Source organism: Streptomyces sp. NBC_00669 (assembly GCF_036226785.1).
Lineage (GTDB): Bacteria > Actinomycetota > Actinomycetes > Streptomycetales > Streptomycetaceae > Actinacidiphila.
In genome coordinates, this window is the sequence record NZ_CP109018.1 from 2,576,972 (window position 1) to 2,603,511 (window position 26,540).

The following is a 26,540-nucleotide window of genomic DNA, read 5'->3' on the forward strand; positions in this document are numbered from 1 at the left end:
CCACGGGATCGGTCGTCGGGTCGGTCATGCGGTGCGTCCGGCGGCGGCCGGGGCGGGCCGGTTCTGTCCACGGTCCCGGTCGCGATCCCGATCCCGGTCACGGTCGCGGTCGGTGGTGGCGATCGTCGCCGAGCCGACGACGCGGGTGCCGTCGTAGAGCACGACCGCCTGGCCCGGGGCGATGCCGCGCATCGACTGGGCGAAGGCGACGTGCAGGGTGCCGTCGAGGAGTTCGGCGGTGGCGGTCACCTCCTCGCCGTGGGCGCGCAACTGCGCGGTGTACGCGGCCCGTCCGGTGGGCGGGGTGCCGCACCAGCGCGGGCGGATCGCGGTGAGCGCGGTCACGTCGAGCGCCTCGGCGGGGCCGACGGTGACGGTGTTGTCCACCGGCGAGATGTCCAGGACGTAGCGCGGCTTGCCGTCGTCGGCGGGGACGCCGAGCCGCAGGCCCTTGCGCTGGCCGACGGTGAAGCCGTACGCGCCGGTGTGGGTGCCGACCACCGCGCCGCTCTCGTCGACGATCTCGCCCTCGCGGGTGCCGAGCCGCTGGGCGAGGAAGCCCTGGGTGTCGCCGTCGGCGATGAAGCAGATGTCGTGGCTGTCGGGCTTGCGGGCCACCGCGAGGCCGCGGCGCTCGGCTTCGGCACGGATCTCGTCCTTGGTGGCCGCGGTGTCGCCGAGCGGGAACATCGCGTGGGCGAGCTGCCGCTGGTCCAGGACGCCGAGGACGTAGCTCTGGTCCTTGGCGACGTCGCCGGAGCGGTGCAGCTCGCGGCTGCCGTCGGGGGCGGTGCGCACGGCGGCGTAGTGGCCGGTGCAGACCGCGTCGAAGCCGAGGGCGAGGGCCTTGTCGAGGAGCGCGGCGAACTTGATCTTCTCGTTGCAGCGCAGGCACGGGTTGGGGGTGCGGCCGGCCGCGTACTCGGCGACGAAGTCGTCCACCACGTCCTCGCGGAAGCGGTCGGCGAGGTCCCATACGTAGAAGGGGATGCCGATCACGTCGGCGGCGCGCCGGGCGTCCCGGGAGTCCTCCAGCGTGCAGCAGCCGCGGGCACCGGTACGGAAGCTCTGCGGGTTCGCGGACAGGGCGAGGTGCACCCCGGTCACGTCGTGGCCCGCCTCGGCGGCCCGGGCGGCCGCGACCGCGGAGTCGACACCGCCGCTCATGGCTGCCAGCACGCGGAGCCGCTGGCGCGGGGGCTCAGTCGGGAAATCGGTCACCCGACCAGGGTAACGGCCCGCCCTCCCCCGCCCGCCCCTGCTTTTCCGGCGCGCGCTCGGCCGGCGCTCGGCCGGCGCTCGGCCGGGCTCAGCCCCCGCCGTCCGGACCCGCCACGCCGCCCCGGCCCGCCTCGCCGCCGTCCCGGTCGTCGTGCAACGCGCCGACACAGCGGCCGAGCAGGTCCTTGAGCGCGGCGCGCTCCTGGGGCGTGAGCGCCTCGGACATCCGGCGCTCGATACGTACGGCCCGCTCGTCGGCACGGTCGAGAAGCGCCGCTCCTTCGTCGGTGAGGCGGGTCTCCAGCACCTTCTGGTGCCAAGGGTGCGCCGTTCTGGTCACCAGCCCCCGCTCTTCGAGGGTCTTCAGGACGGCGGTCATCGCCTGCGGTGTGACCAGGCAGGCCCGAGCCAGCGCGGCACCCGAGATACCGGGGCTGCCCGAGAGGGCGAACAGCGCGGCGTACTGCGCGACGGTGAGGTCGAGCGGCTTCAGGGCGGCGCCCTTCGCGGCCATCAGGACCTGCTCCGCGCGCTTGATGTCCAGCCCGAGCCGCTCGCCTTCTGGCAGTCCCATACCGCCCATCGTACAGATGTGAACTGATGACAAGGCTTGAAGATGTATCAATGCCTTGATATATCTCAGGACATGAATATCCCAGTCGCACACACGGACCCGCGCCCCCTGCACGGCAAGGTGGTCCTCGTCACCGGTGCCACCCAGGGCATGGGCCGGGACCTCGCCCGCCATCTCGCCGGCGACGGCGCGACCCTCCTGCTGCACGGCCGCGACCCCGGGCGGCTCCAGGAGGCGGTCGACGCCGTCCGCGCCGCCGCTCCGGGCGCGGCCGTGCGCGGCTACCTCGCCGACCTGGCGGACCTCGACCAGGTGCGGGAGATGGCCGCCCGCGTCATCGACGCGGAACCCCGCCTCGACGTGCTGGTCAACAACGCCGCGGCCGGGGGCGGCAGCGAGCCGGCCCGGCGCGACGTGAGCCGCCAGGGCCACGAACTGCGGTTCGCCGTGAACCACCTGGCGCCCTACGCGCTGATCCGCGCGCTGCTGCCGCTGCTCACCGCCTCGGCGCCCGCGCGCGTCGTCAACGTCGCCTCGATCGGCCAGACACCCGTCGACTTCGACGACGTCATGCTGGAGCGCGGCTACGAGGGGCTCGACGCGTACTGCCGGAGCAAACTCGCGATGATCATGTCCACCTTCGACCTGGCCGAGGAGCTGGCCGACCGCGGGATCACGGTGAACGCCGTGCATCCGGCCCACCTCATGGACACCCCGGGCGTGCGCGCGTACGGCCTCACGCCGGTGGTCGGCACCGCGGAAGGGGTCGCGCCGACGGCCAGGCTGATCACCGACCCGGCCCTGGCCGGCGTCACCGGCCGCTACTTCGACCGGTTCACCGACGCGCGGGCGCACGACGAGGCGTACGACCCGGCAGCACGCGCCCGGCTCGCCGAGATCACCGAACGGCTCACCCGCGTGGACGGCGGCAGCGCCGGGGCCGAGGCCGGCCGCCGGCGCCCCGGGGAGTAGCCGGGAGCGATCTGGGAGCGGCGCCACGCGGCTTCCGGCTTCGCGTCCAAGGCGGAGGAGGGAGGCGATGCCGGGGGGGACCGTCGACCGACGGCACCACACGAGACGGCGTCGCGAGCCCGCTCCCCCACACCCCCGAGCCCTAAGCGCTCGCTCAGTTTTTGCCCGGGAGGACTGGACGGGCCGGCCATACCGCTGGGTAACATGCGGTATGGCACAGAGCACGGCCCCCGCGGCCATCGGCGACAGCGAGTTCGACCGGGACACCTCGGTCCGGGCCCGGGCGGGCGAGCCCGGGACCTACGACGCGGAGCTGTCCGAGGGGTGGACGATCGTCTCGGCGATCAACGGCGGGTACCTGCTCGCGGTGGCCGCCCGCGCGCTGCGCGAGGAACTGCCCCACCCGGACCCGCTGACGATCACCGCGCACTACCTGACCTCGGCGCAGCCCGGCCCCGCGGTGGTCCGGACGCAGACGGCGCGGGCCGGGCGGACCATGTCCACCGGGCAGGCGTCGGTCCTCCAGTACGACGAGCACGGCGACGAGGTGGAGCGGCTGCGGGTGCTGACCGCCTACGGCGACCTCGACGCGCTGACGGACGAGGTGCGGACCTCGGCGCGGCCGCCGGAGATGCCCGGGTACGACGCGTGCGTGGGCAGTGAGAGCGCCCCGGAGAACGCCCCGTTCGTCGGGTCCACCGCGATCATGGACCGGCTGGACGTACGGCTCGACCCGGCGACCGCCGGGTGGGCGGTCGGGGCGCCCTCCGGGGTCGGCGACATCCGCGGGTGGCTCGGGCTGGCGGACGGGCGCGACCACGATCCGCTGTCGCTGCTGCTCGCGGTCGACGCGCTCCCGCCGACCGCGTTCGACCTCGGGCTCAAGGGGTGGACGCCGACGCTGGAGCTCACCGTGCACGTACGGTGCCGGCCCGCGCCCGGGCCGGTGCGGATCTCTCTCACCACGCGCAACCTCGCGGGGGGACTGCTGGAGGAGGACGCGGAGGTCTGGGACAGCGCGGACCGCCTCGTCGCCCAGTCCCGCCAACTCGCGCGGGCCCCCCGGGGCTAACGGACCCGCCCGGCTGCCCCCGTCGGTGATGCACGGGACCTTGCGGTCGGCGGGTGGCTCGTCGCGCCGCTCTCCCCCAGAGCTCCGCCTGGGAGGTGCCCCACGCGCCCCGCCCCCGAGCAAGTGCGGCTTCCCACGTGCTTGCCCCGGAGGAACCCGGGCGCGTCCAGGGGCGCGGGGAACGGCGCGGCAAGCCCCCACCGGGAGGTGGCCCCCGGGACGACAGGACGGGGCCGCCGGGTGGGTCGGGGACACCCTTAGAATCGGGGGACCATGGCCTACCTCGATCACGCCGCCACGACGCCGATGCTCCCGGAGGCGGTCCGGGCGATGACCGCGCACCTGACGGTGACCGGGAACGCGTCCGCACTGCACGCAGCCGGCCGCCAGGCCCGCCGTACCGTCGAGGAGTCCCGGGAAGCGCTGGCCGCGGCGCTCGGGGCGCGGCCGAGCGAGGTGGTGTTCACCGCCGGGGGCACGGAATCGGACAACCTCGCCGTGAAGGGCCTGTTCTGGTCCCGCCGGGCGGAGGACGCGCGGCGGGTGCGGGTGCTGGCGAGCCCGGTGGAGCACCACGCGGTGCTCGACGCGGTGTACTGGCTCGCCGACCACGAGGGCGCCGTCGTGGAGTGGCTGGCGGTCGACGGACACGGCCGGGTGCGCCCGGAGGCGCTGCGGGCCGCGTTGGAGCGGGGCGCCGGTCCCGACGATGTGGCGCTGGTCACCGCGATGTGGGCGAACAACGAGGTCGGCACCATCCTGCCGGTGCCCGAACTCGCCGAGGTCGCCCGCGAGTTCGGGGTGCCGATGCACTCCGACGCGGTGCAGGCGTTCGGCCAGATCGACCTCGACTTCGCCGCCAGCGGCCTGGACGCGATGACCGTCACTGGGCACAAGGTGGGCGGCCCGTACGGCGTCGGCGCGCTGCTGCTGCGGCGCGAGGACACGCCCGTACCGCTGCTGCACGGCGGCGGGCAGGAGCGCAGCCGGTCCGGCACCCTCGACGTGCCCGCGATCGCCGCGTTCGCCGCGGCGGGCACGCTGGCGGCCGAGCGCCGCGCGGAGTTCGTCGGCCATGTCGGGGCGCTGCGCGACGAGTTGGTGCGCGGCGTCCGCGCGGCCGTACCCGACGCGGTGCTCAACGGCGACCCCTCCCCCGACGGACGGCTCGCCGGCAACGCCCACTTCACCTTCCCCGGCTGCGAGGGCGACGCGCTGCTGCTCCTCCTCGACGCCCAGGGCATCGCCTGCTCCACCGGTTCCGCGTGCACCGCGGGCGTGGCCCAGCCGAGCCATGTGCTGCTCGCCATGGGCCGTTCGGCAGCCGACGCCCGCGGCACGCTGCGCTTCTCCCTCGGGCACACCTCCACCGCCGACGAGGTGGCCGCGCTCACCGGCGCGATCGGCGGCGCGGTGGAACGCGCCCGCGCCGCCGGCCGCGCCTGACCCGCACACCGGTCCGCACACCCGACCGCTACGTCGTGCGCAGCGCCTCCACGCCGACGCCCTCGGGCGTCCGCGGCCCGGGCAGTCCCGGTCCGGTCCCGGCGGCGCCCGCCTTCGGGCGGCGCTTGCCGCGGCGCTCCAGCGCCTCCGCGAGCTGGGAGAGCACGGCGTTGACCACGATGTAGATCGCGGTGACGCTGAGGTAGCTCTGCAGGAAGTCGTGCGTGTAGGAGCCCAGCACCTTTCCCTGGTTGAGGAGTTCGGGGTAGCTGACGATGTAGCCGAGGGTGGTGTCCTTGAGCAGGCTGACCAGTTGGGAGACCAGCGTGGGCACCACGAGCCGGACCGCCTGCGGCAGCACCACCAGCCACATCACCTGGCGGCGCCGCATCCCGAGGGCGTAGCCGGCCTCGGACTGCCCGCGGTCCAGGGCGAGTACGCCGGCCCGGAAGATCTCGGCGAGCAGCGCGGACGTGCACAGCACCACCGGGATGACCAGCTCCCAGAAGACCGGGAAGGTGTAGCCGGCCCGCGGGATGCCCATCAGGAAGACGTACAGCACCAGCAGCAGCGGCACCGAGCGGAAGAGCTCGACGAAGCCGCCGGCCGCCAGCCGCAGCACCCGGTGCGGCGAGAGCCGGCCGAGCGCGAGCAGCGCGCCGGCCGGCAGCGCGATCAGCGCGGCCATCCCGGCGGCCTTGAGGGTCCGCACCAGGCCCTGGAGCAGGAACCGCTGGTAGGGCCACTGCCCGAACGGCTGCCATCGGGCGTGGTCGAGCTGGCCGTGCCGCGCGAGCTGGTGCACGCCCAGGGCGATCAGGCCCGCGATGACCAGTACGGACAGCGCGGTGGCGAGGCGTATCCGGCGCCGGGCCCGCGGGCCGGGCGCGTCGAAGAGCACGCGGTTCGGTCCGGTCATCTGCGCACCGCCATCCGCTTCTGGAGCCGCCCGGCGAGCAGCCCGACCGCGAGGGTGATCAGCACGTAGCCGACCGTGGCGAGCAGGAACGTGGGCACCGGCTCGTCGTACTGAAGGTCCAACCACTGGGTGCGGCCGATGAGTTCGCTGACGCCGACCGCCGCGCCCAGCGACGAGGAGAGCACCACGCCGATGAACACGTTGGCGAGCGGCTGGACCATGGTGCGGAACGCCTGCGGGAGGATCACCAGGGCCAGCGACTGGCCGAAGGTCATACCGATCGCGCGGGCCGCCTCGGCCTGCCCGACCGGGACCGCGTTGATCCCGGCCCGCACCGCCTCGCAGACGTACCCGGCGAAGTACAGCGCCAGGCAGATCGCCTCGGAGGTGAACAGTGAGTAGGTGATGCCGGCGTCGGGCAGGCCGAAGACGAACAGCACCAGGAACGCCAGCAGCGGCACGTTGCGGAACACCTCGACGTAGAGGGTGCCGAGCACCCGCAGCGGGAGGATCGGGCTGACCCGCATCACCGTCAGCAGCGTGCCGAGGACGACAGCGCCGGCGAAGCCGAGCAGGGACAGCTCCAGGGTGGTGCCGAGCCCGCCGGCGAGGTAGCCGAGGTGGTGGAGGACCTCATGCATGACGGCTCGTCAGGAACCGTCGGCGGAGCCGATGGTGGGCGGCGCGGGCGGCGAACCGGCGATCTTGGTGCCGACGGTGGCCTTCCACAGCTTGGCCCACTCGCCGTCCGCGTAGATGGTCTTGAGCCACGCGTTGACGAACGCCTTCGCCTCCGGGTCGGCCTTCGGCAGCCCGATGCCGTACGGCTCCTGGGTGAACGGCTGCCCGACGACCTTGAGTTGGGGGTCGCTGACCACGTCGCCGAGCAGGATGCCCTGGTCCAGCACGTAGGCGTCGGCGCGGCCCTGCTTGACCGCGGCGACGCACTCGCCGTCCTCCTGGAAGAGCAGCGTCTTGGCTTTGGGGGCGAACTTCTTCAGGTCAAGCGCGGCGGTGGAGTTGCCCTCGGTGGCGACCGTCTTGCCGTTGAGGTCGGCCGGCTTGGTGATGGTGCTGTTGCTCGCCTTGACCAGGATCGCGTCGCCCGACTCGTAGTACGGCCCGGCGAAGGCGACCTTCTGGGCGCGCTGCGGGGTGATGGTGTAGGTGGCGAACACGGTGTCCACGGTGCCGTTCTGCAGCATCGTCTCGCGGGTGTCGACGGTGACCAGCGAGAGCTTCGTGGCGGGCTTGCCGGTGATGTACTTCGCCAGCATCTGCGACAGGCCCGCGTCGAAGCCCTCCAACTGGCCGCTGACGGGGTTGCGTTGGGAGAACATCGCGGAGGAGTCGGTGCCGCCGACCAGCAGGGTGCCGCGCTTCTTGACCTTGGCCATCCAGGAGCCGGCGGTGATCGCGGAGGCCGGCGCGACCGGGGCGGCGGCGACCACCTGCGCCTGGGTGTACGCCGACGGCTTGCCGGCGCCGGACTTGCCGCCGGGCGAGGACGGCAGCGACGAGGAGCCGCCACCGCCGCACGCGGTGAGCGCGCCGGCCAGGGCCAGCGCCGCGCCGGCGGCGGCCACCCCGCGCCTTCCGCCGCGCCCCCTGCCGCGCCCTGGGCCGCCGACACCGACGGCGCCGCCACCGCCGCCACCGCCGACGCCACGCTCGCGTCCGCGGGCCGACCGGTTGCCGTTCTTCTGGGGAATCATGGATCTCCTTCGGTACGGGTGGGCTGGCCGGCGACGGACGGGTCAGTGCCGGAGGATCGTGGACAGGAAGTCGCGGGCCCGCTCGGTGCGCGGCTCGGTGAAGAACGCGTCGGGTTCGCCGGTCTCGACGATCTGGCCGTCGTCCATGAACACCACCCGGTCCGCGGCCCGGCGGGCGAATCCCATCTCGTGGGTGACGGCGACCATCGTCATGCCGTCGCGGGCGAGTCCGACCATCACGTCGAGCACCTCCCGGATCATCTCCGGGTCCAGCGCCGAGGTCGGCTCGTCGAAGAGCATCAGCTTGGGGTGCATGGCGAGCGCGCGGGCGATCGCGACGCGCTGCTGCTGGCCGCCGGAGAGCTCCGCGGGGTGCCGGGACTCCTTGTCCCGCACGCCGACCCGGTCCAGCAGCGCCCGGGCCTCCTCGACCGCCTCGTCCCTCGGCACCTTGCGCACCCGGGTCGGGCCGAGCACCACGTTCTCCAGCACGGTCTTGTGCGCGAACAGGTTGAACGACTGGAAGACCATCCCGACATCGGCCCGCAGCGCGGCCAACGCGGCGCCCTCCTGCGGCAGTTCGCGGCCGTCGAAGACGATCCGGCCGGAGTCGATCGTCTCCAGCCGGTTGACGCACCGGCACAGCGTCGACTTGCCGGACCCGGACGCGCCGAGCACGACCACGACCTCGCCCTCGTGCACGCCGAGATCGACATCGCGCAGGGCGACGAGGTCGCCGAACCGCTTGCTGACCGACTCGATGCTCAGCAGCACTTTTCCGGTACGGCCGAATCCGTGCTCGGGCGTACCACCTGATGACCTGTCCGCGTCTTCGACCATGTCAACGACGATAGGGCGCGACGCGGCCGGCGGGTAAGAGCGGCATACTCATCGGGTCGCGGGCTCCGGACGCTGGTCGGCCGCGTTCTCCGGGTGGTGGCAGGCGACTTGGTGGCCCGGGGCCAGCTCCACCAGCGGCGGCTGCTCGTCGCGGCACACGTCGGTCGCCTTCCAGCAACGGGTGTGGAAGCGGCAGCCGGACGGCGGAGAGATCGGCGACGGCACGTCGCCGGTGAGCAGGATGCGGCCGTTGCTGCTGACCGGCGCGGCCCCCGTACCCGCCGTGCTCCCCTCGGCCGCCGCGTCCTCGGTGCCGCTCGTCGCCGCGTCCTCGGTGCCCTCGGCGCCGTCCGCGGCCAGCGCCGGCTTCACCGTCGGCCGGTTGCGCCGCTTCGGGTCCGGCACCGGCACCGCCGACAGCAGCGCGGTGGTGTACGGGTGGAACGGCGTGCGGTAGAGCGTCTCGCGGTCGGCCAGCTCCACGACCTTGCCGAGGTACATCACCGCGATCCGGTCCGAGACGTGCCGGATCACCGACAGGTCGTGCGCGATGATCACGTAGGTCAGGCCCAGTTCGGACTGCAGGTCGTCCAGCAGGTTGACCACCTGCGCCTGGATGGACACGTCCAGCGCGGAGACCGGCTCGTCGGCGACCACCAGCTTCGGGCGCAGCGCCAGCGCCCGGGCGATCCCGATCCGCTGCCGCTGCCCGCCGGAGAACTCGTGCGGGTAGCGGTTGTAGTGCTCGGGGCTCAGGCCCACCAGCTCCAGCAGCCCCTGGACCTCCTTCTTCACCCCGTGCTCGGTGGCGACCTTCTGCAGCCGGAACGGCGTGCCGACGATGGTGCCGATGGTGTGCCGCGGGTTCAGCGACGAGTACGGGTCCTGGAAGATCATCTGCACGTCGCGGCGCAGCGGGCGCATCGCGCCGGTGCTCAGGTGCGTGATGTCGCGGCCGTCGAACTCGACCGTGCCGCCGGTCGGTTCCAGCAGCCGGGTGATCAGCCGGCCCATGGTGGACTTGCCGCAGCCGGACTCGCCGACCACGCCCAGCGTCTCGCCGGCGTTGACCTGGAAGTCGATGCCGTCGACCGCCTGGACCGCGCCGACCTGGCGGCGCAGCAGGCCCTTGGTGATCGGGAAGTGCTTGGTCAGCCCGGTGACCTTCAGCAGCGGTTCCCCCGGCGGCTTGCGCGGCGCGGGGGTACGCGGCTGCGGCTCGGCGCCGGCGGCCGGACCGCCCTTGTCCAGCGAGGTCTTCTCCGCCACGGTCTCGTCCCGGCCCTTCCCGGCTTCTGCGTCCTGGCTCTTCACAGCTTCGGCTCGATCTCTTCGGTCCAGATCCTGGCCCGCTCCTCGTCGGCGAGGTGGCAGGCGGACAGATGGCCCTCGGCCACCTCGCGCAGCTCGGGCACTTCGGTCTCGGAGGCGCCGCCGGTCAACGCGGCGTACGGGCAGCGCGGGTGGAAGGCGCAGCCGGTCGGCACGTTGATCAGGCTGGGCGGCGAGCCCTTGACCGGGTTGAGCCGGTCGGTGCGCTCCCGGTCCATCCGCGGCATCGAGCCCAGCAGGCCCCAGGTGTAGGGGTGCTGGGGCTCGCCGAAGAGCTTCTCCGCGGTGCCGCGCTCGACCACCCGGCCGGCGTACATCACCAGCAGGTCGTCGGCGACCTCGGCGACCACCCCGAGGTCGTGGGTGATCATGATGACCGCGGAGCCGAACTCCTGTTGCAGGTCGCGGATCAGGTCGAGGATCTGCGCCTGCACGGTGACGTCGAGCGCGGTGGTCGGCTCGTCGGCGATGAGCAGTTCGGGGTTGTTCACCAGCGCCATCGCGATCATGGCGCGCTGGCGCATGCCGCCGGAGAACTGGTGCGGGTAGTCCCGGAAGCGCTTGCGCGGCTCGGGGATGCCGACCCGGTCCAGCATCTCCATGGCCCGCTGGGCCGCGATCTTCTTGGGTACCTGGTGGTGCACCCGGTACGCCTCGACGATCTGGTTGCCGATCGAGTAGTACGGGTGCATCGCCGACAGCGGGTCCTGGAAGATCATCGCCATCTTGCGGCCGCGCAGCCGGCGTACCGCGTCCGGCGGGGCGCCGACCAGTTCCTCGCCGTCGAGCCAGACCTCACCGGAGATCCTGGCCCGCGCGGTGCGGTGCAGGCCCATGATCCCCAGCGACGTGACGGACTTGCCCGACCCGGACTCGCCGACGATGCCGAGGGTACGGCCGCGCGGCAGGTCGAAGCTGAGGCCGTCGACCGACTTCACCACGCCGTCGTCGGTGTCGAAGTGGATGCGCAGGTCGCGCACGGACAGGTAGGCGTCCTGGGCGGCGGCCGGTTCTGCGGGCGTTTTCAGCAGCCTGTCGGCGGAACTCACGAGTACCTCACGCGGGGGTCGAGGACGGCGTAGGCGAGGTCCACCAGCAGGTTGCAGACCACGACGAAGAAGGCGACCACCAAGGTCACGGCCATCACGATGGGCAGGTCGTTGGCGGTCACACCCTGGATGGCGTAGGCGCCCATGCCCGGCAGCGAGAAGACCTGCTCGGTGATGACCGCGCCGCCGACCAGCAGCCCGAAGTCCATGCCGAAGATGGTCACGATCGGGGTGAGCGTGGAGCGCAGCGCGTGCCGGACCACGACGTCCCGTTCCCGCAGGCCCTTGGCGCGCGCGGTGCGGATGTAGTCCTCGCCCATGGTCTCCAGCATGCCCGCCCGGGTGAGCCGGGCGTACAGCGCGGAGTACAGGAAGGCGAGGCTGCACCAGGGCACCAGCAGGTTCCACGCCCAGTCGGCGGGATTGTGCGTGAACGACACGTAGTTCATGCCGTTGCTCCACAGCGGCCACTGCACGGTGAACACGCTCAGCGCGAGGATGCCGGTGAAGAAGATCGGCAGCGACACGCCCATCAGGGCCACGCCCATCGACAGCCGGTCGATGATGGTGCCCCGCTTCAGCGCGGAGACCACGCCCACCGCCACGCCGGTGACGACCCAGATCACCGCGGCCCCGATCGCCAGCGAGAACGTCACCGGGATACGGGACTTCAGCTGCGGCCAGACCTCGACGTGGCTCTTGAAGGAGTAGCCGAAACAGGGCGCGTTGCAGTGCACCGGGTCGGGACCGTAGTGGTAGTCGGCGCCGGCGACCAGCGCCTTGAGGAAGTGCCAGTACTGCTCGTAGAGCGGCAGGTCGAAGCCGAGGTTCTTCTTGATCGCCGCGACGGCCGCCGGGTTGGCGTCCTTGCCCACGTACTGCGTGGCGAGCTGGGTGGTGGTCTGGCCACCGATGCGGGGGACGAGGAAGAAGATCGCGAAGGTGATCATGCTGACCACCAGAAGGAGCACGATCGCGGCGAACACGCGACGGATGAGGTAAGCGGTCACGGCCGTTCCGGCTGGCGTCCGCCCGGCCCGGATCGGGGGCCGGACCGGGCGGACGCCGGAGCCTTCACCTGCCTTTCGGTGCGTAGGAGCCTTGCGGCTACTTCGAGGAACCCATCAGCAGGAAGTCGTACATGCCCAGGTACGCCTGAGTGACCGTCACGTTGGTGGCGGAGTCCGGGCGATAGAGCAGGTTCTTGCGGTAGATCAGCGGCACCACCGAGGCGTTCGCCATCACCATCTTGTCGATGTCGCCCCACGCCTTGGTCCGCGCGGCGGTGTCGGTGTTGGAGATCGCCGAGGACAGCGCCTGGTTGATCTTCGGGTCGTTCAGCTCCATCAGGTTGTTGCCACCGGACGGCTTGATCGCGCTGCCGTCGACGATCTGGTCCAGGAACCCGTAGCCGGTCGGCCAGTCGGCGCCCCACGCCATCATCATCATGCCGACGCCGTGCGAGTGCACGTAGTCCGGGACGCCCGCGTAGTTGGAGAAGTACTTGTCCGACGGGAAGGTCTTGATGTTGACGGTGATGCCGACCTTCTTCAGCGCCGCCTGGATGGCGGTGGCGCCGTCGATCTCGGGCTGCCGGTCGCTGCGCGCGGTGAGCGTGGTGGTGAAGCCGCCGGGCTTGCCGCACGCCGCCAGCGCCGCCTTGGCCTTGGCCACGTCACCGTTGTTGCCCGCGGTCGGATAGTCGTCGAACTTGGTGTAGCCGTTCACCGACGGGGGCAGCAGGGTGCTGGCCACGTCGCCCTTGACCGCGCCGCCCTCGGCGTTGACCACGGAGGTCTTGTTCACCGCGTACTGCACGGCCTTGCGGCAGTTGATGTTGTCGAACGGCTTCACGTGCAGGTTGAGCGCCATGTACGAGGTGGCGCCGGCGATGGAGTCGTCGGTGTGCGCCAGCCGGTTCTTGTTGCCCAGGATCTTCGACTGCGTCTCCGCCTCGACACCGGTGCCCTGGAGGTCGACGGTGAGGTTGTCGGAGAGCAGGTCGTTGTCGATCGTCTTCTGGTTGACGTTGAACTTCAGCACGTACTTGTCGGGCAGCGCGGTGCGGATCGGGTCGGTGGCCTTGCTCCACTCCGGGTTGCGCACCAGCGTGGCGCCCTTGCCCTCGGAGTAGGAGGAGAACTTGTACGGGCCGGTCGACTGGATGTGCTGCACGTACGTGGCGCCGGTGTCCTTGGACTGCTCGACCGGAGCGGTCTGCGAGAACGTCGCCAGGTAGTCGAAGTCGGCGAACGGCTGCGACAGGTGGAAGACGATCGTCTGGTTGTCGGGCGTCTCTATGGACGACAGCCCGTTCGGGCTCTTGTCCTTGTACGGGCCCTGGTACTTGCCGTCGTCGGCAAGGTAGCTCTTGAAGTACACCGGGCCGTTGGACATCACGTCGGGCGCGAAGTTGCTGCGCTCGATCGCGTACTTGACGTCCTTGGAGGTCACCGGGGTGCCGTCCTGGAACTTCACACCCGTGCGCAGGTGGTACGTCCAGGTCTTCGCGTCGGGGCTGGAGGTGCCGAGTCCGGTCGCCAGGTCCGGGACCACCGTCAGGCCCGCCTTGCCGGCCGCCGGCTTGAAGGTCAGCAGCGTACGGGCGTAGAGCCGGGAGAAGTCCTGCACCCAGCCGTAGTAGGTGTTGCCCGGGTCGAGGGAGTCAGGGCCGGTGGAGTGGTCGGCGGTGACCGTCCCGCCCTTCTTGCTCGACGCGTTGACGATCGAGGTCAGCGCCTGGTCCTTCTTGCCCGAGCCGCTGGAGCCGCCCGAGCCGCCGCAGGCGGACACGCCGAGTGCCATCGCCAAGCAGAGCGCGAGAGCGGAGGTCACCTTTCTGGTGTTCATACCGGGTTACGCCCCTCACTTCCTATTTGAGTCGCCGGGTCGGCCATGGGTGCCGCACGGCACACGAGGTGCCACCCGGGGTCGGTGGGTCATCCCTGCGGAATCACTTGCTGCGCGGATCGAGGGCGTCCCGCAGCCCGTCGCCGAAGAGGTTGAAGGCCAGCACCGTGATGAAGATCGCGAGGCCGGGCACGAACATGTACTGCGGGTCCGACTGGTAGACGTCGACCGCGCTGGTCAACATGCCGCCCCAGGAGGCCTGCGGAGGCGCGATACCGACCCCGAGGAAGCTCAGGGCGGCCTCGAACAGGATGTTGGTGGGGATCAGCAGCGTGGAGTAGACGAGGATCGGCGCCACGAGGTTCGGCAGCAGCTCGCGGAAGAGGATGAACGGCCCGCGCGCGCCCATGCCGCGGGCGGCGTCGACGAACTCGCGCTCGCGCAGGCTCAGCGTCTGGCCGCGGACGATCCGGCCCATGTAGGGCCAGTTGAAGAAGCCGATCACGAAGATCAGCACGCAGATCCGCAACGGAAGCCCGCTCAGCCCGAAGGCGCCGTCCTGCAGCGAGGCGGAGATGGAGATCGCGAACAGCAGCAGCGGGAAGGCGAGGAAGACGTCCATCAGCCGGCTGATCAGGCTGTCCACCCAGCCGCCGTAGTAGCCGGCGATGACGCCGAGCACGGTGCCGATCACGTTGGACAGCACGGTGGCACCGGTGGCCACCAGCATGGAGATCCAGGAGCCCTCGATGATCCGGGCCAGGATGTCGCGGCCGAACTTCGGGTCCACGCCCAGCGGGTGGGACCAGCTCATGCCGCCCCAGCCGCCCTTGGGCGACAGCAGTTCGGGGTCGACCAGGTTCTGGTGGAAGGCGTTCGGATCGAGGTTGAAGACCATCTCGATCGGCTTGGCGAGGATCGCCAGCAGCACCAGCAGCAGCACCACCACGCCGCCGGCCATCGCGACCTTGTCCCGTCTGAGCCGGCCCCAGGCGATCTGCCCGAGCGAGCGCCCCTCGATCATGCCTCGCCCGGCCCCGCTGAGTACGGCCTCCGGATGCGCTTCGGCCTGTCCGGAGGTGGTCTCGATAGGTGCGGTCATGGCGTTTGCCGACCCCTCTCGCCGGTGGGTAACCGGCGCGCGCCCGCCGCTGTAGCGGCTTCCTCGTCAGTTGGTGCACTTGATGCGGTAGTTGCAGATGGCACTGAGGTCACCCACAGTGGCCGCTCGACGTGATCATGCGTGCGACGTGCGTATCCACTACGCGCGTTGCGGTTGGGACATGTCAACACCAAGGTGTCTTGCCGCTGGATTCTTCTTCTGGTTGGCGATCACCCGCCAGACCTGGCCGCGAAGGGATGCGTAACTGTGATGTGGGTGGTTCTTTCATCGTTACCGACGCGTACCTCGGGGTACGGTCGGTTGATGGACGAACGGCTGCGCGCGGTCTGCGACCTGATGATGCCCCAGGCCCGGGAGATGTCGGGCCTGCACGAATACGACGGCCGGGTGCAGGACCTGTCCCCCCAGGGAGTCCGCGACGGGCTGGCGGCCCTGGCCCGCGCCCGGCGCGGCGGCCCGCTCCGGGACCCGCACGACGAAGCCCACCTTGCGGTCTTCGAGGAGGCCCTGCGCGTGCAGTTCGGCGAGCTCGAACTGCACCGGCGCGACCCCTACCCGCACCTGTCCAACCTCGAACTGGCCTGCTACGACCGGGAGTACGCCCCGCGCGGGGACCGCGCCCGGGCCCGCCGGGAGCACCTCGCGCGGTGGCCGGAGGCCGTGGACGCCGCGCTGTCCTCGCTCGACCAGGTACGGGCCCCGGTCGCCGAGGCGCTGCTCGGTTCGGTGCTCGGCCTGGCCGCCGACCTGGACCCGGACGCCGGCGAGGTCGAACGGGCCGCGCTGCGCGCGCACGAGCGGCTGGTCGCCCACATCCAGCACATCGCCGAACACGGCGACCCCGACCCCCGGCTCGGCGGACGGGCGCTCGCCGCGCTGATGGGCGCCCAGGAGGGTCTGCGGGTGGACCTCACCGAACTGGCCGGGCGGTCCGACCGGGAGCGCGCCCGGCTCACCGAACTGCTCACCGACTCCTGCCGCGTCCTGGACCCGCGCAGCGACGTGGACGAACTGCTGCCCGGGCTGCTCGCCGACCACCCGGGCGCCGACGGCGTCATCGCCGAGGCGGCCCGACTCACCGAGGAGGCCATCGAGTTCACCCGCGAGCGGGGGCTCGCGCCCTACGTGGACGGCGAGTGCCTGGTCGGCCCGGCGCCCGCGTCCCGGCGCTGGGCGATGGCCATGATGACGTGGTCGGCGCCGGCCGAGCCCGACGCGCCCTCCTGGTACCACGTCACGCCGCCCGACGCGGACTGGCCCGCCGACGAGCGCGAGGAGTGGCTGACGGTCTTCAGCCGCACCAGCCTGCCGTCCATCACCCTCCACGAGGTGGCCCCCGGGCACTTCGCGCACGGCCGCGCGCTGCGCCGGGCGCCGTCCCCGGTCCGCCGTCTCCTGCACAGCCTCTCGTTCTCCGAGGGCTGGGCCCACTACGTCGAGGAGGTCTGCCTCGACGAGGGGTTCCGCGCACGCGACCCGCGCTTCGCGATCGGCGTGGCCCTCGAAGCGCTGGTCCGGGTCACCCGGCTCACCTGCGCGATCGGTTTGCATACAGGGGCGCTGTCGCTGGACGAGGCCGCGAGTTACTTCGTGCGCGACGCCCACCTTTCGCCTGCGGCGGCCTCGGCGGAGGCGCGGCGCGGCACTTTCGACGCGGGCTACGGGCGGTACACCTGGGGCAAGTTGGAGATCCTCCGGGTGCGCCGGCGCGCGGAGCGGGAGTGGGGCGCGGATTTCTCCCTGCCCCGTTTCCACGGTGCCCTCATGCACCTGGGCAGCCCGCCTTTGGGGTTGCTGGACGCGGTGGTCCGCCCGCCCGGCCCCACCACGTGATGTCCCGGACCTTACGGCCCGCTGCGGCGTGTCGCGCATTTCCCCGTGCCCCTGTAGGCGCGGCCGCCACCAGGGGGTAGGGGCGCCCTACCTGTCGAAGAAGGGGCGGCCGAAGGTGCGCATCCACAGGGCGACCGGGTCGTAGGGGTCGGCCATGGCCACCGTGGAGACGGCGACGCCGTCGGGTACGCCCGCGACCGCCTGCTGCATCATGAGGCGGACGGACTCCACCGCCTGCGCGGCACCTTCGTGGAGTTCGACGCCGATCGCGAGGTAGGGCTCGCCGAGTACGGGCTGCACCCATGCCTGCCGCAGCGCCCGCACCGCGGAGGTGCGGTGCGCGGCCTGCGCGAGAAGCGCGTAGAACTGCGGCATCTGCAGGGACGGTTCCCCGATCTGGAGCGGGCCGGCGGGCAGCAGGTCGAGCCCGACCGCGATCCTGCGCAGGTCCGCCCAGGGGATGCCGATCCCGCCGCCGGCCGCGTGCGGGTTGAGCCACAGCCCGGAGCGGTCCGGGTAGAGGGTCTGCGCGATGTCCCGCCCGGAGACCACCTCGTGGTCGCGGTTCCAGCCGCTGGCGGCCAGCTCACGCGGCGAGGTGAAGCACGGCGCGTAGCCGTACCCGCCGACCTCCATGGTGCCGTACTGCGCGTCGGACGCCCCGGAACTGCCGTGCCACAGCAGCATCCACACCTGGCCCTCGGCGAGTGACGCGAGCAGGTTCTCGTATGCGTCGAACCGGCCGGGAGCCACCTGGAGCAGCATCTGCTCCACATGGCCGGCCTGCGCCGCACCGCCTTGCGCGCCCGCGATCACGTGGGACCGCCCCTTTCCCCTCGTTTCGTTCTGCTCTTCGCACGACATCAAACCAGGTCGAGTGTGCCCAGCGGTATGGCGACCGACTCAAGCGGAACCGGCTATAGACCAGGTATACGACCGTTGAACGGGCGCGAGGCGGCCGGACCCGCTCGCCACGCGACCGCGGCCGAGATCAGCGCCGGTCCGCGGCCCGATCACCGCCCGATCACCGCCGGGCCGCAGCCGGTTTCGCGGCCCGTCCGCGAACCCGGCCGCGAACTCGCCCGCAGACGCGGTCACGGACGCCGTCACGGACTCAGTCACGGACTCAGTCGCGGGCGAAGAACGGCCGCACCGTCTCCAGCAGCCAGTCGCCCACCGGGTCCTGCGCCACGTCCAGCAGGATCAGGTGCACCGGCCACGGTGGCGGGGCCACGCCCATCGCCCGGCCGAGCGCGTCCATCGCGGCGGCCCGGTCGTCCTCCTGCCAGCGGTCGAGTTCCACACCGATGAACAGGGCGGGCGGCTCCTCCTCCACGGCGGCCAGCGCCCGCCGGCCGGAGAGCAGCACCGGGGTGACCGCGAACTCGCCGGCCGCGGCGGCCAGGAAGTCCACCGGTTCCTCGTCGTGGCCCGGCTCCCACAGCCGCACCCGGGCACCGGGGGGCGCGTCCCCGCCGCGTACCCCGGAGAACTGCGGCGCGCGCTCGCCCGGCACCGGCCGGCACAGCTGGGCCACCGCGGCCGGCGGCAGCGGCACGCCGACCGCCCCACCGGGGTTGACGGCGATGCCGACCAGCGGCGGCAGCCCGCGGGCGAACTCGTGCACCGGCGCGACCGTGCAGGACATGCCGTCCGCGGCCTGCCGGAACTGCTGCTCGGAGCTGAAGACCGGTACGTAGGGCGCGCCGCCGAGCACGACGGTCGGCAGGTCGAGGCCGGCCGCGTCCGGCGAGCCGCCGTTCGGCAGCGGCACCCACACCTGGGAGCGGCCGAGCACCTCCAGCAGCCGGGGGGTGGCCGACGGATTGCCGAGGCTGGCCCCCAGCACCTCTTCCAGCTCGTTGGCCGGCCATATGTACGGTGCCGGATTCTCCATGTCCACCCTTGTCCGCCCGTGTACCGCGTCTGTAGCGTTGTGCAGCGTCATGCCCGGGAAACCCTAACCGCTGCCGGGGGCCGGGGACCCTGGGCATGCAATGATGAAGGCCACAACTTGCATACCGGCCGTTCGAGGCCGCGCGGGAGAGCCCCGGACCTGTGCACGCGACCAGCTCGCGGGCGCCGGGACGGGCGCCGAAGGAGCAAGTCCTCCCTTGAATCTCTCAGGCACAGATACCGCGCGGGCGAGGCAGATCTGAAAAGCGGCGGAGCCGTCGGCGCACCCTCGGGTGTGCGGTCCCGCCCACCCAAGGTGCAAACCGCGGCCCGCGCGAGCGGGGTTCACGGTGAACCTCTCAGGTTCCGATGACAGATGGGGAGTGTCCATCCGTCATCTCTCCTTCCTCTTCACCGAGACCGAGCCTGGGAGCCTGTCACCGATGAGCGAACCCCGTCACACCGCGCTCGACGCCCTGCACCGCGCCCTCGGCGCGACCATGACCGACTTCGCCGGCTGGGACATGCCGCTGCGGTACGCCAGCGAGCGCGAGGAGCACCAGGCGGTCCGCACCCGGGCCGGTCTCTTCGACCTGTCGCACATGGGCGAGATCACCGTGACCGGCCCGCAGGCGGGCGAGGCGCTGGACCACGCCCTGGTCGGCCACCTGTCCGCGCTGGCGGTGGGCCGGGCCCGCTACACGATGATCTGCGCGCCCGACGGCGGCATCCTCGACGACCTGATCGTGTACCGGCTCGGCGAGCAGGAGTTCATGATCGTCGCCAACGCGTCCAACGCGCAGACCGTGCTCGACGCGGTGGCGCTGCGCGCGGCGGAGTACGACGCGCAGGTCCGCGACGACCGCGACGCGTACGCGCTGCTGGCCGTCCAGGGCCCGCAGGCCCCGGCGATCATGAAGGCGGTGACCGACGCCGACCTGGACGGGCTGAAGTACTACGCCGGGCTGCCCGGCACCGTCGCCGGGGTGGACGCGCTGATCGCCCGCACCGGCTACACCGGGGAGGACGGCTTCGAGCTGTTCGTCGCGCCGGCCGACGCCGAGCGACTGTGGCGGGCGCTGACCGACGCCGGCGAGTCGGCCGGCCTGGTGCCGTGCGGGCTGTCCTGCCGCGACACGCTCCGCCTGGAGGCGGGCATGCCGCTGTACGGGCACGAGCTGACCGCCTCGGTCACGCCGTTCGACGCCGGGCTCGGCCGGGTGGTCAAGTTCGACAAGCCCGGGGACTTCGTCGGGCGCGCCGCGCTGGGCGCCGCCGCCGAGCGGGCCAAGGACCTGCCGCCGCGCAAGCTCGTCGGGCTGGTCGCGCAGGGCCGCCGGGTGCCGCGGGCCGGCTACCCGGTCACTGACGCCTCGGGCGCGGTGATCGGCGAGGTCACCTCGGGCGCCCCGTCGCCGACCCTCGGCAAGCCGATCGCGATCGCGTACGTGGACGCGGCGCACGCGGCGCCCGGCACGCCGGGGGTGGCGGTGGACATCCGCGGCTCGCGGGAGCCGTACGACGTCGTGGCGCTGCCGTTCTACCGGCGCGAGCGCTGAGCGGACCGGGCTCGCTCCCCCGTCGCCGCACCCGGCGCCGGTTCCGCGGCCCGCGCCGCACCTCGCCGTTTCCCCGTTCTTCCCCCTCGCCCCCCTTTCCCTCAGCTTTCCGTTTGCCGTGCCGCACCCGCGAGCACCCCTGCCGATCCGGGAGAATTCAGCCATGAGCATCAACCCTGAGCAGCTTCGTTACAGCAAGGAGCACGAGTGGCTCTCCGCCCCCGCCGACGGCGCGGCCACGGTGGGCATCACCTCGCACGCCGCCGACGCGCTCGGCGACGTGGTCTTCGTCCAGCTCCCCGAGGTGGGCGCGACGGTGACCGCGGGTGAGACCTGCGGCGAGCTGGAGTCCACCAAGTCGGTCAGCGACCTGTACTCGCCGGTCGGCGGCGAGGTCACCGAGGTGAACCAGGACGTCGTCGACGACCCTTCGCTGGTGAACACCGCGCCCTTCGAGGGCGGCTGGCTGTTCAAGGTGAAGGTCGCCGAGGAGCCGTCCGACCTGCTGTCCGCCGCCGAGTACGACGCCTTCATCGAGAACTGAGGGAACCCGCGATGTCGCTGCTGAACCAGTCCCTGCACGAGTTCGACCCGGATGTGGCGGCCGCGGTCGACGCCGAGCTGCACCGCCAGCAGTCCACGCTGGAGATGATCGCGTCCGAGAACTTCGCGCCGGTCGCGGTGCTGGAGGCGCAGGGCTCGGTGCTCACCAACAAGTACGCGGAGGGCTACCCCGGCCGCCGCTACTACGGCGGCTGCGAGCACGTCGACGTGATCGAGCAGCTCGCCATCGACCGGGTCAAGGCGCTGTTCGGCGCCGAGGCGGCCAACGTGCAGCCGCACTCGGGCGCCCAGGCGAACGCCGCCGCGATGTTCGCCCTGCTCAAGCCGGGTGACACCATCCTCGGCCTGGACCTGGCGCACGGCGGGCACCTGACCCACGGCATGAAGATCAACTTCTCCGGCAAGCTCTACAAGGTCGCCGCGTACCACGTGGACGCGGAGACCAACCTGGTCGACATGGCCGAGGTGGAGCGGCTGGCGAAGGAGCACCACCCGCAGCTCATCGTGGCGGGCTGGTCGGCGTACCCGCGGCAGCTGGACTTCGCGGAGTTCCGCCGGATCGCCGACGAGGTCGGCGCGTACCTGATGGTCGACATGGCGCACTTCGCCGGGCTGGTCGCGGCCGGGCTGCACCCCTCCCCCGTGTCGTACGCCGACGTGGTCACCACCACGACCCACAAGACGCTCGGCGGCCCGCGCGGCGGGGTGATCCTGGCCAAGGCCGAACTCGCCAAGAAGATCAACTCCGCGGTCTTCCCGGGACAGCAGGGCGGCCCGCTGGAGCATGTGATCGCCGCGAAGGCGGTCGCGTTCAAGGCCGCGGCGACGGACGAGTTCAAGGACCGCCAGTCCCGTACGCTGGAGGGCGCGAAGATCCTCGCCGACCGGCTGACCCGGCCCGACGTGGCGGAACTCGGCGTCTCCGTACTCTCCGGCGGCACCGACGTCCACCTGGTCCTGGTCGACCTGCGCAACTCCGCGCTCGACGGCCAGCAGGCCGAGGACCGGCTGCACGCGGTCGGCATCACCGTCAACCGCAACGCGATCCCGAACGACCCGCGGCCCCCGATGGTCACCTCGGGTCTGCGGATCGGCACGCCCGCGCTGGCGACGCGGGGCTTCACCGCCGACGACTTCCGCGAGGTCGCCGACATCATCGCGGCGACGCTCACCGCGTCGCCGGCCTTCCCGCCGTCGGAGAGCGGGCCCTTGCGGCAGAGGGTCACCGCGCTGGCGGAGAAGCACCCGCTGTACCCGGGCCTGTAGCCGGGTCGCCGGTTCGTGTCCGCCCGCGCCCCGTGGTCGCGGGTACTCCCCCGTGCGAAGCTCAAGGGGGAGGCGGGCACGAACCGGCCACCGGCCGGCCGGCGGGACACCGTATCCGGCCCGGCAGCGCGCCCCCGCCGAGCGCGGCCGCAGCACCCTGCGGACAACGGCGTCCGCGAACCCCAGGAGCTAAGAACACCGTGGCAATCTCCGTCTTCGACCTGTTCTCCATCGGAATAGGCCCGTCCAGCTCGCACACCGTCGGCCCGATGCGGGCGGCGAACATCTTCGTGCACCGCCTCAAGAACGAGGCGCTGCTCACCCATACCGCCTCCGTGCGGGCCGAGCTGTTCGGCTCGCTCGGGGCGACCGGCCACGGCCACGGCACCCCGAAGGCCGTCCTGCTCGGCCTGTCAGGACACGCGCCGCGCACCGTCGACGTGGAGACGGCCGACGACGAGGTCGCCCGTATCCGCGCCGAGCACCGGCTGGACCTGCTGGGCACCCACGAGATCGCCTTCGACGCCGACACCGACCTGGTGCTGCACCGGCGCCGCTCGCTGCCGTACCACGCCAACGGGATGACGCTGTCGGCGTACGACGACGCCGGCGAGGTGCTGCTGGCGAAGACGTACTACTCGGTGGGCGGCGGCTTCGTGGTCGACGAGGACGCGGTCGGCGAGGACCGGATCAAGCTGGACGACACGGTGCTGCGCCACCCCTTCCGCACCGGCGACGAACTGCTGCGGCTGTCCCGGGAGACCGGGCTGTCGATCTCCGCGCTGATGATGGAGAACGAGAAGGCCTGGCGCAGCGAGGCCGAGATCCGGGCCGGGCTGCTGGAGATCTGGCAGGTGATGCGGGACTGCGTGGAGCGGGGCATGTCCCGTGAGGGCATCCTGCCCGGCGGCCTGAAGGTGCGCCGCCGCGCCGCGCAGTCCGCCCGCCAGCTGCGGGCCGAGGGTGATCCGTCCGCCCGCGCGATGGAGTGGATCACCCTCTACGCGATGGCCGTCAACGAGGAGAACGCGGCGGGCGGCCGGGTGGTCACCGCCCCCACCAACGGCGCCGCCGGGATCATCCCGGCCGTCCTGCACTACTACCTCGCCTTCGTCTGCTCGCCCACCACCTCCGCCGCCGACCGGGACGACGCGGTGGTCCGGTTCCTGCTGGCCGCGGGCGCGATCGGCATGCTCTTCAAGGAGAACGCCTCCATCTCCGGCGCCGAGGTCGGCTGCCAGGGCGAGGTCGGCTCGGCCTGCTCCATGGCCGCGGGCGGCCTCGCGGAGATCCTGGGGCTCACCCCGGAACAGGTCGAGAACGCCGCCGAGATCGGCATGGAGCACAACCTCGGCCTCACCTGCGACCCCGTCGGCGGCCTCGTCCAGATCCCCTGCATCGAGCGCAACGGCATGGCCGCGGTCAAGGCCGTCACCGCCGCCCGCATGGCCATGCGCGGCGACGGCCGCCACCACGTCTCCCTCGACAAGGTCATCAAGACCATGAAGCAGACCGGCGCGGACATGAAGGTCAAGTACAAGGAGACCGCCCGCGGCGGCCTCGCCGTCAACGTCATCGAGTGCTGACGCGGAAGGCCCTGACCTGGGGTTTCCCGTCTTTCCGTGCTGTCGGAGCCTTCCGGGCCTGTACGTCGGAAAGTCCCTCGGAAGTGTGCGGCTCCCCCGAGGGGACCCGCCCGGCCGTACCGTTCTCCTGCTCCGGCGAAGTGATGACCGGCCTCGGGCGTACACCGCGGCGGTCGGGTCGGCTTACGTGTCCTGGGGGTTGTGGAGGGCTGCGCCGAGGGCGCTCTGCCGGTACAGGACCCGGCGTCCGTGGCGGGTGCGTTCGACCAGGTGGGAAGCGGCGAGCACGGACAGGTGCTGGCTGACCGCGGAGGGGGTGACGCCGAGCCGGTGGGCGAGTTCGGTGGTGGTGGCGGGTTCGGCGAGCAGGGCGAGGAGCCGGGCGCGTGGGCGGCCCAGGAGCGACTCCAGTGGCCGGGGCGCGGAGGGGGCGGGGTTCTCGCCGAGGAGGGCCAGGCCGCGTGCGGTGTAGACGATGTGGGGCGGGGCGTCGAGGCTGAGCATGGTCGAGACGCCGTCGACGAAGCAGCTGGGTGTGAGCAGCAGGCGTCGGCCGTCGATGGGGATGTCCGCGAGATCGTCGCTCCGGCGGCCGCCGCGTTGGACGCTCAGGATGCCGTCGGTCCAGGTCAGGCGGTCGTGGATGTCAGTGAACAGGTGTGCTGCACCGTGTTCGGCCAGGATGCGGGCCCGGTGGGCGAGGTCGCTCTCCAGGATGGAGCGGATGCGTGGCCAATGGGGGAGCAGGCAGGCGTTCCAGTAGGCCTCCAGCTCGTCGGCGATCCGGGTCAGGAGACGGGCCGGGTCCAGCAGCCCGGCGGCCAGTGGCGGCGGAAGGGGTTCACCCAGGGGCAGGAAGGTGCGTTCCAGGTCGGGTCCGAGCAGGAGCGGGTCGGTGCGGCGCAGGGCGGTGAGCTCGGCGCGGATGTCGGGGGCCGGGGTGTGGGGACGGGGGGTGAGCAGGTCGGGCACCCAGTAGCGGCGGCGTGCGACCAGCGAGGTCAGCAGTTCCTGGTCGAGCCGGCCGAAGGCCGGGCGCATCGCTTCGCGCAGGCCGCGCAGTTGTGGCAGGCGAGCAGCGTGTCCGGCCCACAGCCGCAGGCTCAGGACGGTCTCCTGGAGCGGAGAGTAGGCGAAGGAGGTAGCCGCGAGATCGGCGGTCTCCAGTCGGAAGCGAATCATTAAGCCCCAGTCTTAACTCCTTCTGCCCCTCGCGCACGGCGGATTGGCTGGCGCGCATGACCACCGCACCGCCGTCCGACGCCCGTACCCCCGGCGCCACCGGACGCCCGTCGCCCGCCTCACTGCCGCCCGCGCCGGGTGGTTCCTCTCCCCGGACGGACCCCGTCGTGCGGGCGCTCGCCGTCCTGCTCGTGATCAACGCGCTCGGCAACGGCCTGTTCCTGACCGTCAGCACGCTCTGGTTCACCCACGGTCTGGGCTACTCCGCCTCCAAGGTGGGCCTGGCCCTGACGGTGGCCGGCCTGTGCGGCATCCTCGCCTCCTTCCCCGCCGGCCGCGCGGCCGACCGGTACGGTGCCAAGCCCGCCCTCGTCGCCCTGCACCTGGCGCAGGCGGTCGCGATGGCGGGCTTCGCCGTCGCCCGCAGCTACCCCGCCTTCCTCCTGCTGGCCTGCACCGTGACCGCCGGCAGCCGGGCCAACAGCACGGTCCGCAGCACCCTTTACGCGCACAGCCTGCCCGCCACCACCCGGACCCCCGCGCTGGGCCTGCTCCGCGCGGTCAACAACGTGGGCATCGGCGCCGGAGCCGCGCTCGGGACCACCGTCGTCGCCCTCGGCCACACCGGCGCCTACCAGGCCGCGATCATGATCAACGCGGCCACCTTCCTCCTGGCACTCATCCCCCTGCGCACCGTCCCCGCCCAGGCCCACCTCGCCCCCGCCCCCGCGGCGGCCGACGACGAACACCGCGGCAAGCGCCCGGCAAGCGCACTGCGCGACGGCCCCTACCTCGCCGTCACCGCCCTCAACGCGATCGTCAACATGCTCTACGTCGTGCTGGAAGTCGCCCTGCCGCTCTGGCTGGTCAACTACACCCACGCCCCTCGGCCCCTGGTCGGCACGCTGCTGGTCCTCAACACCACCCTGGTCGTCGCACTCCAGGTCCGCGCCACCCGCCACACCGGCGACCTGCCCACGGCCGCCCGCTCCTTCCGCACGGGCGGCCTGCTCACCGCGCTCGCCTGCGCCACCGCCGCCACCGCCGCCCACCACAACCCCACCGCGGCCACCGCGATCCTGCTGACCGCCGTCCTGCTGCTCACCCTCGGCGAGGTCACCTCCCAGGCGGGCAGCTGGACCCTCGGCTACGCCCTGGCCCCCGACCACGCCCAAGGCGCCTACCAAGGCGTCTTCCAAACCGGCGTCTCCGTCACCCAGGCACTGGGCCCTTTCGTGGTCACCGCTCTGGTCCTCCCGCACGGCGCGGCCGGCTGGTGCACGCTGGCCGCCATCTTCGCCGTCGCGGCACTGGCCATGCCCGCCGTCTCACGGCGAGCCGAACGGCGCTGGGCCGCCATGCCTCCCGCGGGGACCCGCACCGGCCCGTGACGGCCCGTTCCCCGCAAGTAGCGTGACGGGGTGCGGAGATGCCCGGTTCTGCCACCACGGCCGCGGCGCCGGTCTGCGACGGTTCATGGCTTGTCGAGGGCAACGTCGTCCACGTGAACCTCGGTGGCCACGAAGCCCCCTGGCTCCGGG

Annotated in this window: 23 protein-coding genes and 1 riboswitch; of the genes, 9 read left to right on the forward strand and 14 right to left on the reverse strand. The window is 72.1% G+C overall.

Annotated elements, in window-relative coordinates:
* Positions 1 to 24: 24 nt before the first annotated feature.
* Positions 25 to 1,221, reverse strand: coding sequence for a tRNA 2-thiouridine(34) synthase MnmA (mnmA, locus tag OG896_RS10245; protein WP_329364337.1), 1,197 nt, complete (start codon positions 1,219 to 1,221; stop codon positions 25 to 27).
* Between the two features lie 88 nt (positions 1,222 to 1,309).
* Positions 1,310 to 1,795: a MarR family winged helix-turn-helix transcriptional regulator gene (locus tag OG896_RS10250; protein ID WP_329364339.1), complete on the reverse strand. Its 486-nt coding sequence runs from the start codon at positions 1,793 to 1,795 to the stop codon at positions 1,310 to 1,312.
* Positions 1,796 to 1,867: 72 nt separating this feature from the next.
* Here OG896_RS10250 and OG896_RS10255 point away from each other — a divergent pair, with 72 nt between their 5' ends.
* The 3 genes from OG896_RS10255 (at position 1,868) to OG896_RS10265 (ending at position 5,285) form a co-directional block, all read left to right on the forward strand.
* Positions 1,868 to 2,767, forward strand: coding sequence for an SDR family NAD(P)-dependent oxidoreductase (locus OG896_RS10255; RefSeq protein WP_329364341.1), 900 nt, complete (start codon positions 1,868 to 1,870; stop codon positions 2,765 to 2,767).
* Positions 2,768 to 2,978: 211 nt separating this feature from the next.
* Positions 2,979 to 3,839: a thioesterase family protein gene (locus tag OG896_RS10260; RefSeq protein ID WP_329364343.1), complete on the forward strand. Its 861-nt coding sequence runs from the start codon at positions 2,979 to 2,981 to the stop codon at positions 3,837 to 3,839.
* A 273-nt stretch (positions 3,840 to 4,112) separates the two neighbouring features.
* The gene (locus OG896_RS10265; RefSeq protein WP_329364345.1) at positions 4,113 to 5,285 is read left to right on the forward strand and encodes a cysteine desulfurase family protein; all 1,173 of its coding nucleotides are present in this window, start codon (positions 4,113 to 4,115) and stop codon (positions 5,283 to 5,285) included.
* Between the two features lie 28 nt (positions 5,286 to 5,313).
* On the opposite strand, the gene OG896_RS10270 is transcribed toward OG896_RS10265, so the two are convergent.
* From OG896_RS10270 to OG896_RS10310, 9 genes are all read right to left on the reverse strand, one after another.
* The gene (locus OG896_RS10270) at positions 5,314 to 6,204 is read right to left on the reverse strand and encodes an amino acid ABC transporter permease (RefSeq protein WP_329364347.1); all 891 of its coding nucleotides are present in this window, start codon (positions 6,202 to 6,204) and stop codon (positions 5,314 to 5,316) included.
* On the reverse strand, positions 6,201 to 6,845 hold the full coding sequence (locus tag OG896_RS10275) for an amino acid ABC transporter permease (protein ID WP_328469824.1): 645 nt from the start codon (positions 6,843 to 6,845) through the stop codon (positions 6,201 to 6,203). Before OG896_RS10275 ends, OG896_RS10270 begins: the two co-directional genes overlap by 4 nt.
* A 9-nt stretch (positions 6,846 to 6,854) precedes the next feature.
* The gene (locus tag OG896_RS10280; RefSeq protein WP_329364349.1) at positions 6,855 to 7,919 is read right to left on the reverse strand and encodes a glutamate ABC transporter substrate-binding protein; all 1,065 of its coding nucleotides are present in this window, start codon (positions 7,917 to 7,919) and stop codon (positions 6,855 to 6,857) included.
* A 42-nt stretch (positions 7,920 to 7,961) separates the two neighbouring features.
* Positions 7,962 to 8,759, reverse strand: coding sequence for an amino acid ABC transporter ATP-binding protein (locus tag OG896_RS10285; protein WP_329364350.1), 798 nt, complete (start codon positions 8,757 to 8,759; stop codon positions 7,962 to 7,964).
* Positions 8,760 to 8,807: 48 nt separating this feature from the next.
* Positions 8,808 to 10,073: an ABC transporter ATP-binding protein gene (locus OG896_RS10290; RefSeq protein ID WP_443056991.1), complete on the reverse strand. Its 1,266-nt coding sequence runs from the start codon at positions 10,071 to 10,073 to the stop codon at positions 8,808 to 8,810.
* On the reverse strand, positions 10,070 to 11,140 hold the full coding sequence (locus OG896_RS10295; protein ID WP_329364352.1) for an ABC transporter ATP-binding protein: 1,071 nt from the start codon (positions 11,138 to 11,140) through the stop codon (positions 10,070 to 10,072). The genes OG896_RS10290 and OG896_RS10295 overlap by 4 nt, the downstream gene beginning before the upstream one ends.
* The gene (locus OG896_RS10300; RefSeq protein WP_328469816.1) at positions 11,137 to 12,150 is read right to left on the reverse strand and encodes an ABC transporter permease; all 1,014 of its coding nucleotides are present in this window, start codon (positions 12,148 to 12,150) and stop codon (positions 11,137 to 11,139) included. Before OG896_RS10300 ends, OG896_RS10295 begins: the two co-directional genes overlap by 4 nt.
* 97 nt (positions 12,151 to 12,247) lie before the next feature.
* Positions 12,248 to 13,990, reverse strand: coding sequence for an ABC transporter substrate-binding protein (locus tag OG896_RS10305; protein ID WP_329364354.1), 1,743 nt, complete (start codon positions 13,988 to 13,990; stop codon positions 12,248 to 12,250).
* A gap of 103 nt (positions 13,991 to 14,093) precedes the next feature.
* On the reverse strand, positions 14,094 to 15,092 hold the full coding sequence (locus OG896_RS10310; RefSeq protein WP_328469812.1) for an ABC transporter permease: 999 nt from the start codon (positions 15,090 to 15,092) through the stop codon (positions 14,094 to 14,096).
* A gap of 324 nt (positions 15,093 to 15,416) precedes the next feature.
* Here OG896_RS10310 and OG896_RS10315 point away from each other — a divergent pair, with 324 nt between their 5' ends.
* Positions 15,417 to 16,946: a DUF885 family protein gene (locus OG896_RS10315; protein WP_329364357.1), complete on the forward strand. Its 1,530-nt coding sequence runs from the start codon at positions 15,417 to 15,419 to the stop codon at positions 16,944 to 16,946.
* An 87-nt stretch (positions 16,947 to 17,033) separates the two neighbouring features.
* Here the strand turns inward: OG896_RS10315 and OG896_RS10320 are convergent, their stop codons facing one another.
* Positions 17,034 to 17,762 (reverse strand): enhanced serine sensitivity protein SseB C-terminal domain-containing protein, encoded by a 729-nt coding sequence (locus tag OG896_RS10320; RefSeq protein WP_329364359.1) that lies wholly within the window; start codon positions 17,760 to 17,762, stop codon positions 17,034 to 17,036.
* 310 nt (positions 17,763 to 18,072) lie between these two features.
* Complete coding sequence (locus OG896_RS10325) at positions 18,073 to 18,843, reverse strand: enhanced serine sensitivity protein SseB (protein WP_329364361.1); 771 nt, start codon at positions 18,841 to 18,843, stop codon at positions 18,073 to 18,075.
* Positions 18,844 to 18,976: 133 nt separating this feature from the next.
* A riboswitch (glycine riboswitch) is annotated at positions 18,977 to 19,095 on the forward strand.
* Positions 19,096 to 19,285: 190 nt separating this feature from the next.
* Here OG896_RS10325 and gcvT point away from each other — a divergent pair.
* From gcvT to OG896_RS10345, 4 genes are all read left to right on the forward strand, one after another.
* Complete coding sequence (gene gcvT, locus OG896_RS10330; RefSeq protein WP_328469806.1) at positions 19,286 to 20,401, forward strand: glycine cleavage system aminomethyltransferase GcvT; 1,116 nt, start codon at positions 19,286 to 19,288, stop codon at positions 20,399 to 20,401.
* 163 nt (positions 20,402 to 20,564) lie between these two features.
* Positions 20,565 to 20,945: a glycine cleavage system protein GcvH gene (gene gcvH / locus OG896_RS10335; protein WP_329364363.1), complete on the forward strand. Its 381-nt coding sequence runs from the start codon at positions 20,565 to 20,567 to the stop codon at positions 20,943 to 20,945.
* Between the two features lie 11 nt (positions 20,946 to 20,956).
* Entirely contained in the window at positions 20,957 to 22,231 is a 1,275-nt protein-coding gene (gene glyA, locus OG896_RS10340; RefSeq protein WP_329364365.1) for a serine hydroxymethyltransferase, read from the forward strand.
* A 200-nt stretch (positions 22,232 to 22,431) separates the two neighbouring features.
* Positions 22,432 to 23,817: an L-serine ammonia-lyase gene (locus tag OG896_RS10345; RefSeq protein ID WP_329364367.1), complete on the forward strand. Its 1,386-nt coding sequence runs from the start codon at positions 22,432 to 22,434 to the stop codon at positions 23,815 to 23,817.
* A 183-nt stretch (positions 23,818 to 24,000) separates the two neighbouring features.
* On the opposite strand, the gene OG896_RS10350 is transcribed toward OG896_RS10345, so the two are convergent.
* A complete protein-coding gene (locus tag OG896_RS10350) occupies positions 24,001 to 24,999 on the reverse strand; it encodes an ArsR/SmtB family transcription factor (protein ID WP_329364369.1) in 999 nt (332 codons plus the stop codon).
* Between the two features lie 56 nt (positions 25,000 to 25,055).
* Between OG896_RS10350 and OG896_RS10355 the strand changes: the two genes are divergently transcribed.
* Entirely contained in the window at positions 25,056 to 26,390 is a 1,335-nt protein-coding gene (locus OG896_RS10355; protein ID WP_329364371.1) for an MFS transporter, read from the forward strand.
* Positions 26,391 to 26,540: the final 150 nt, after the last annotated feature.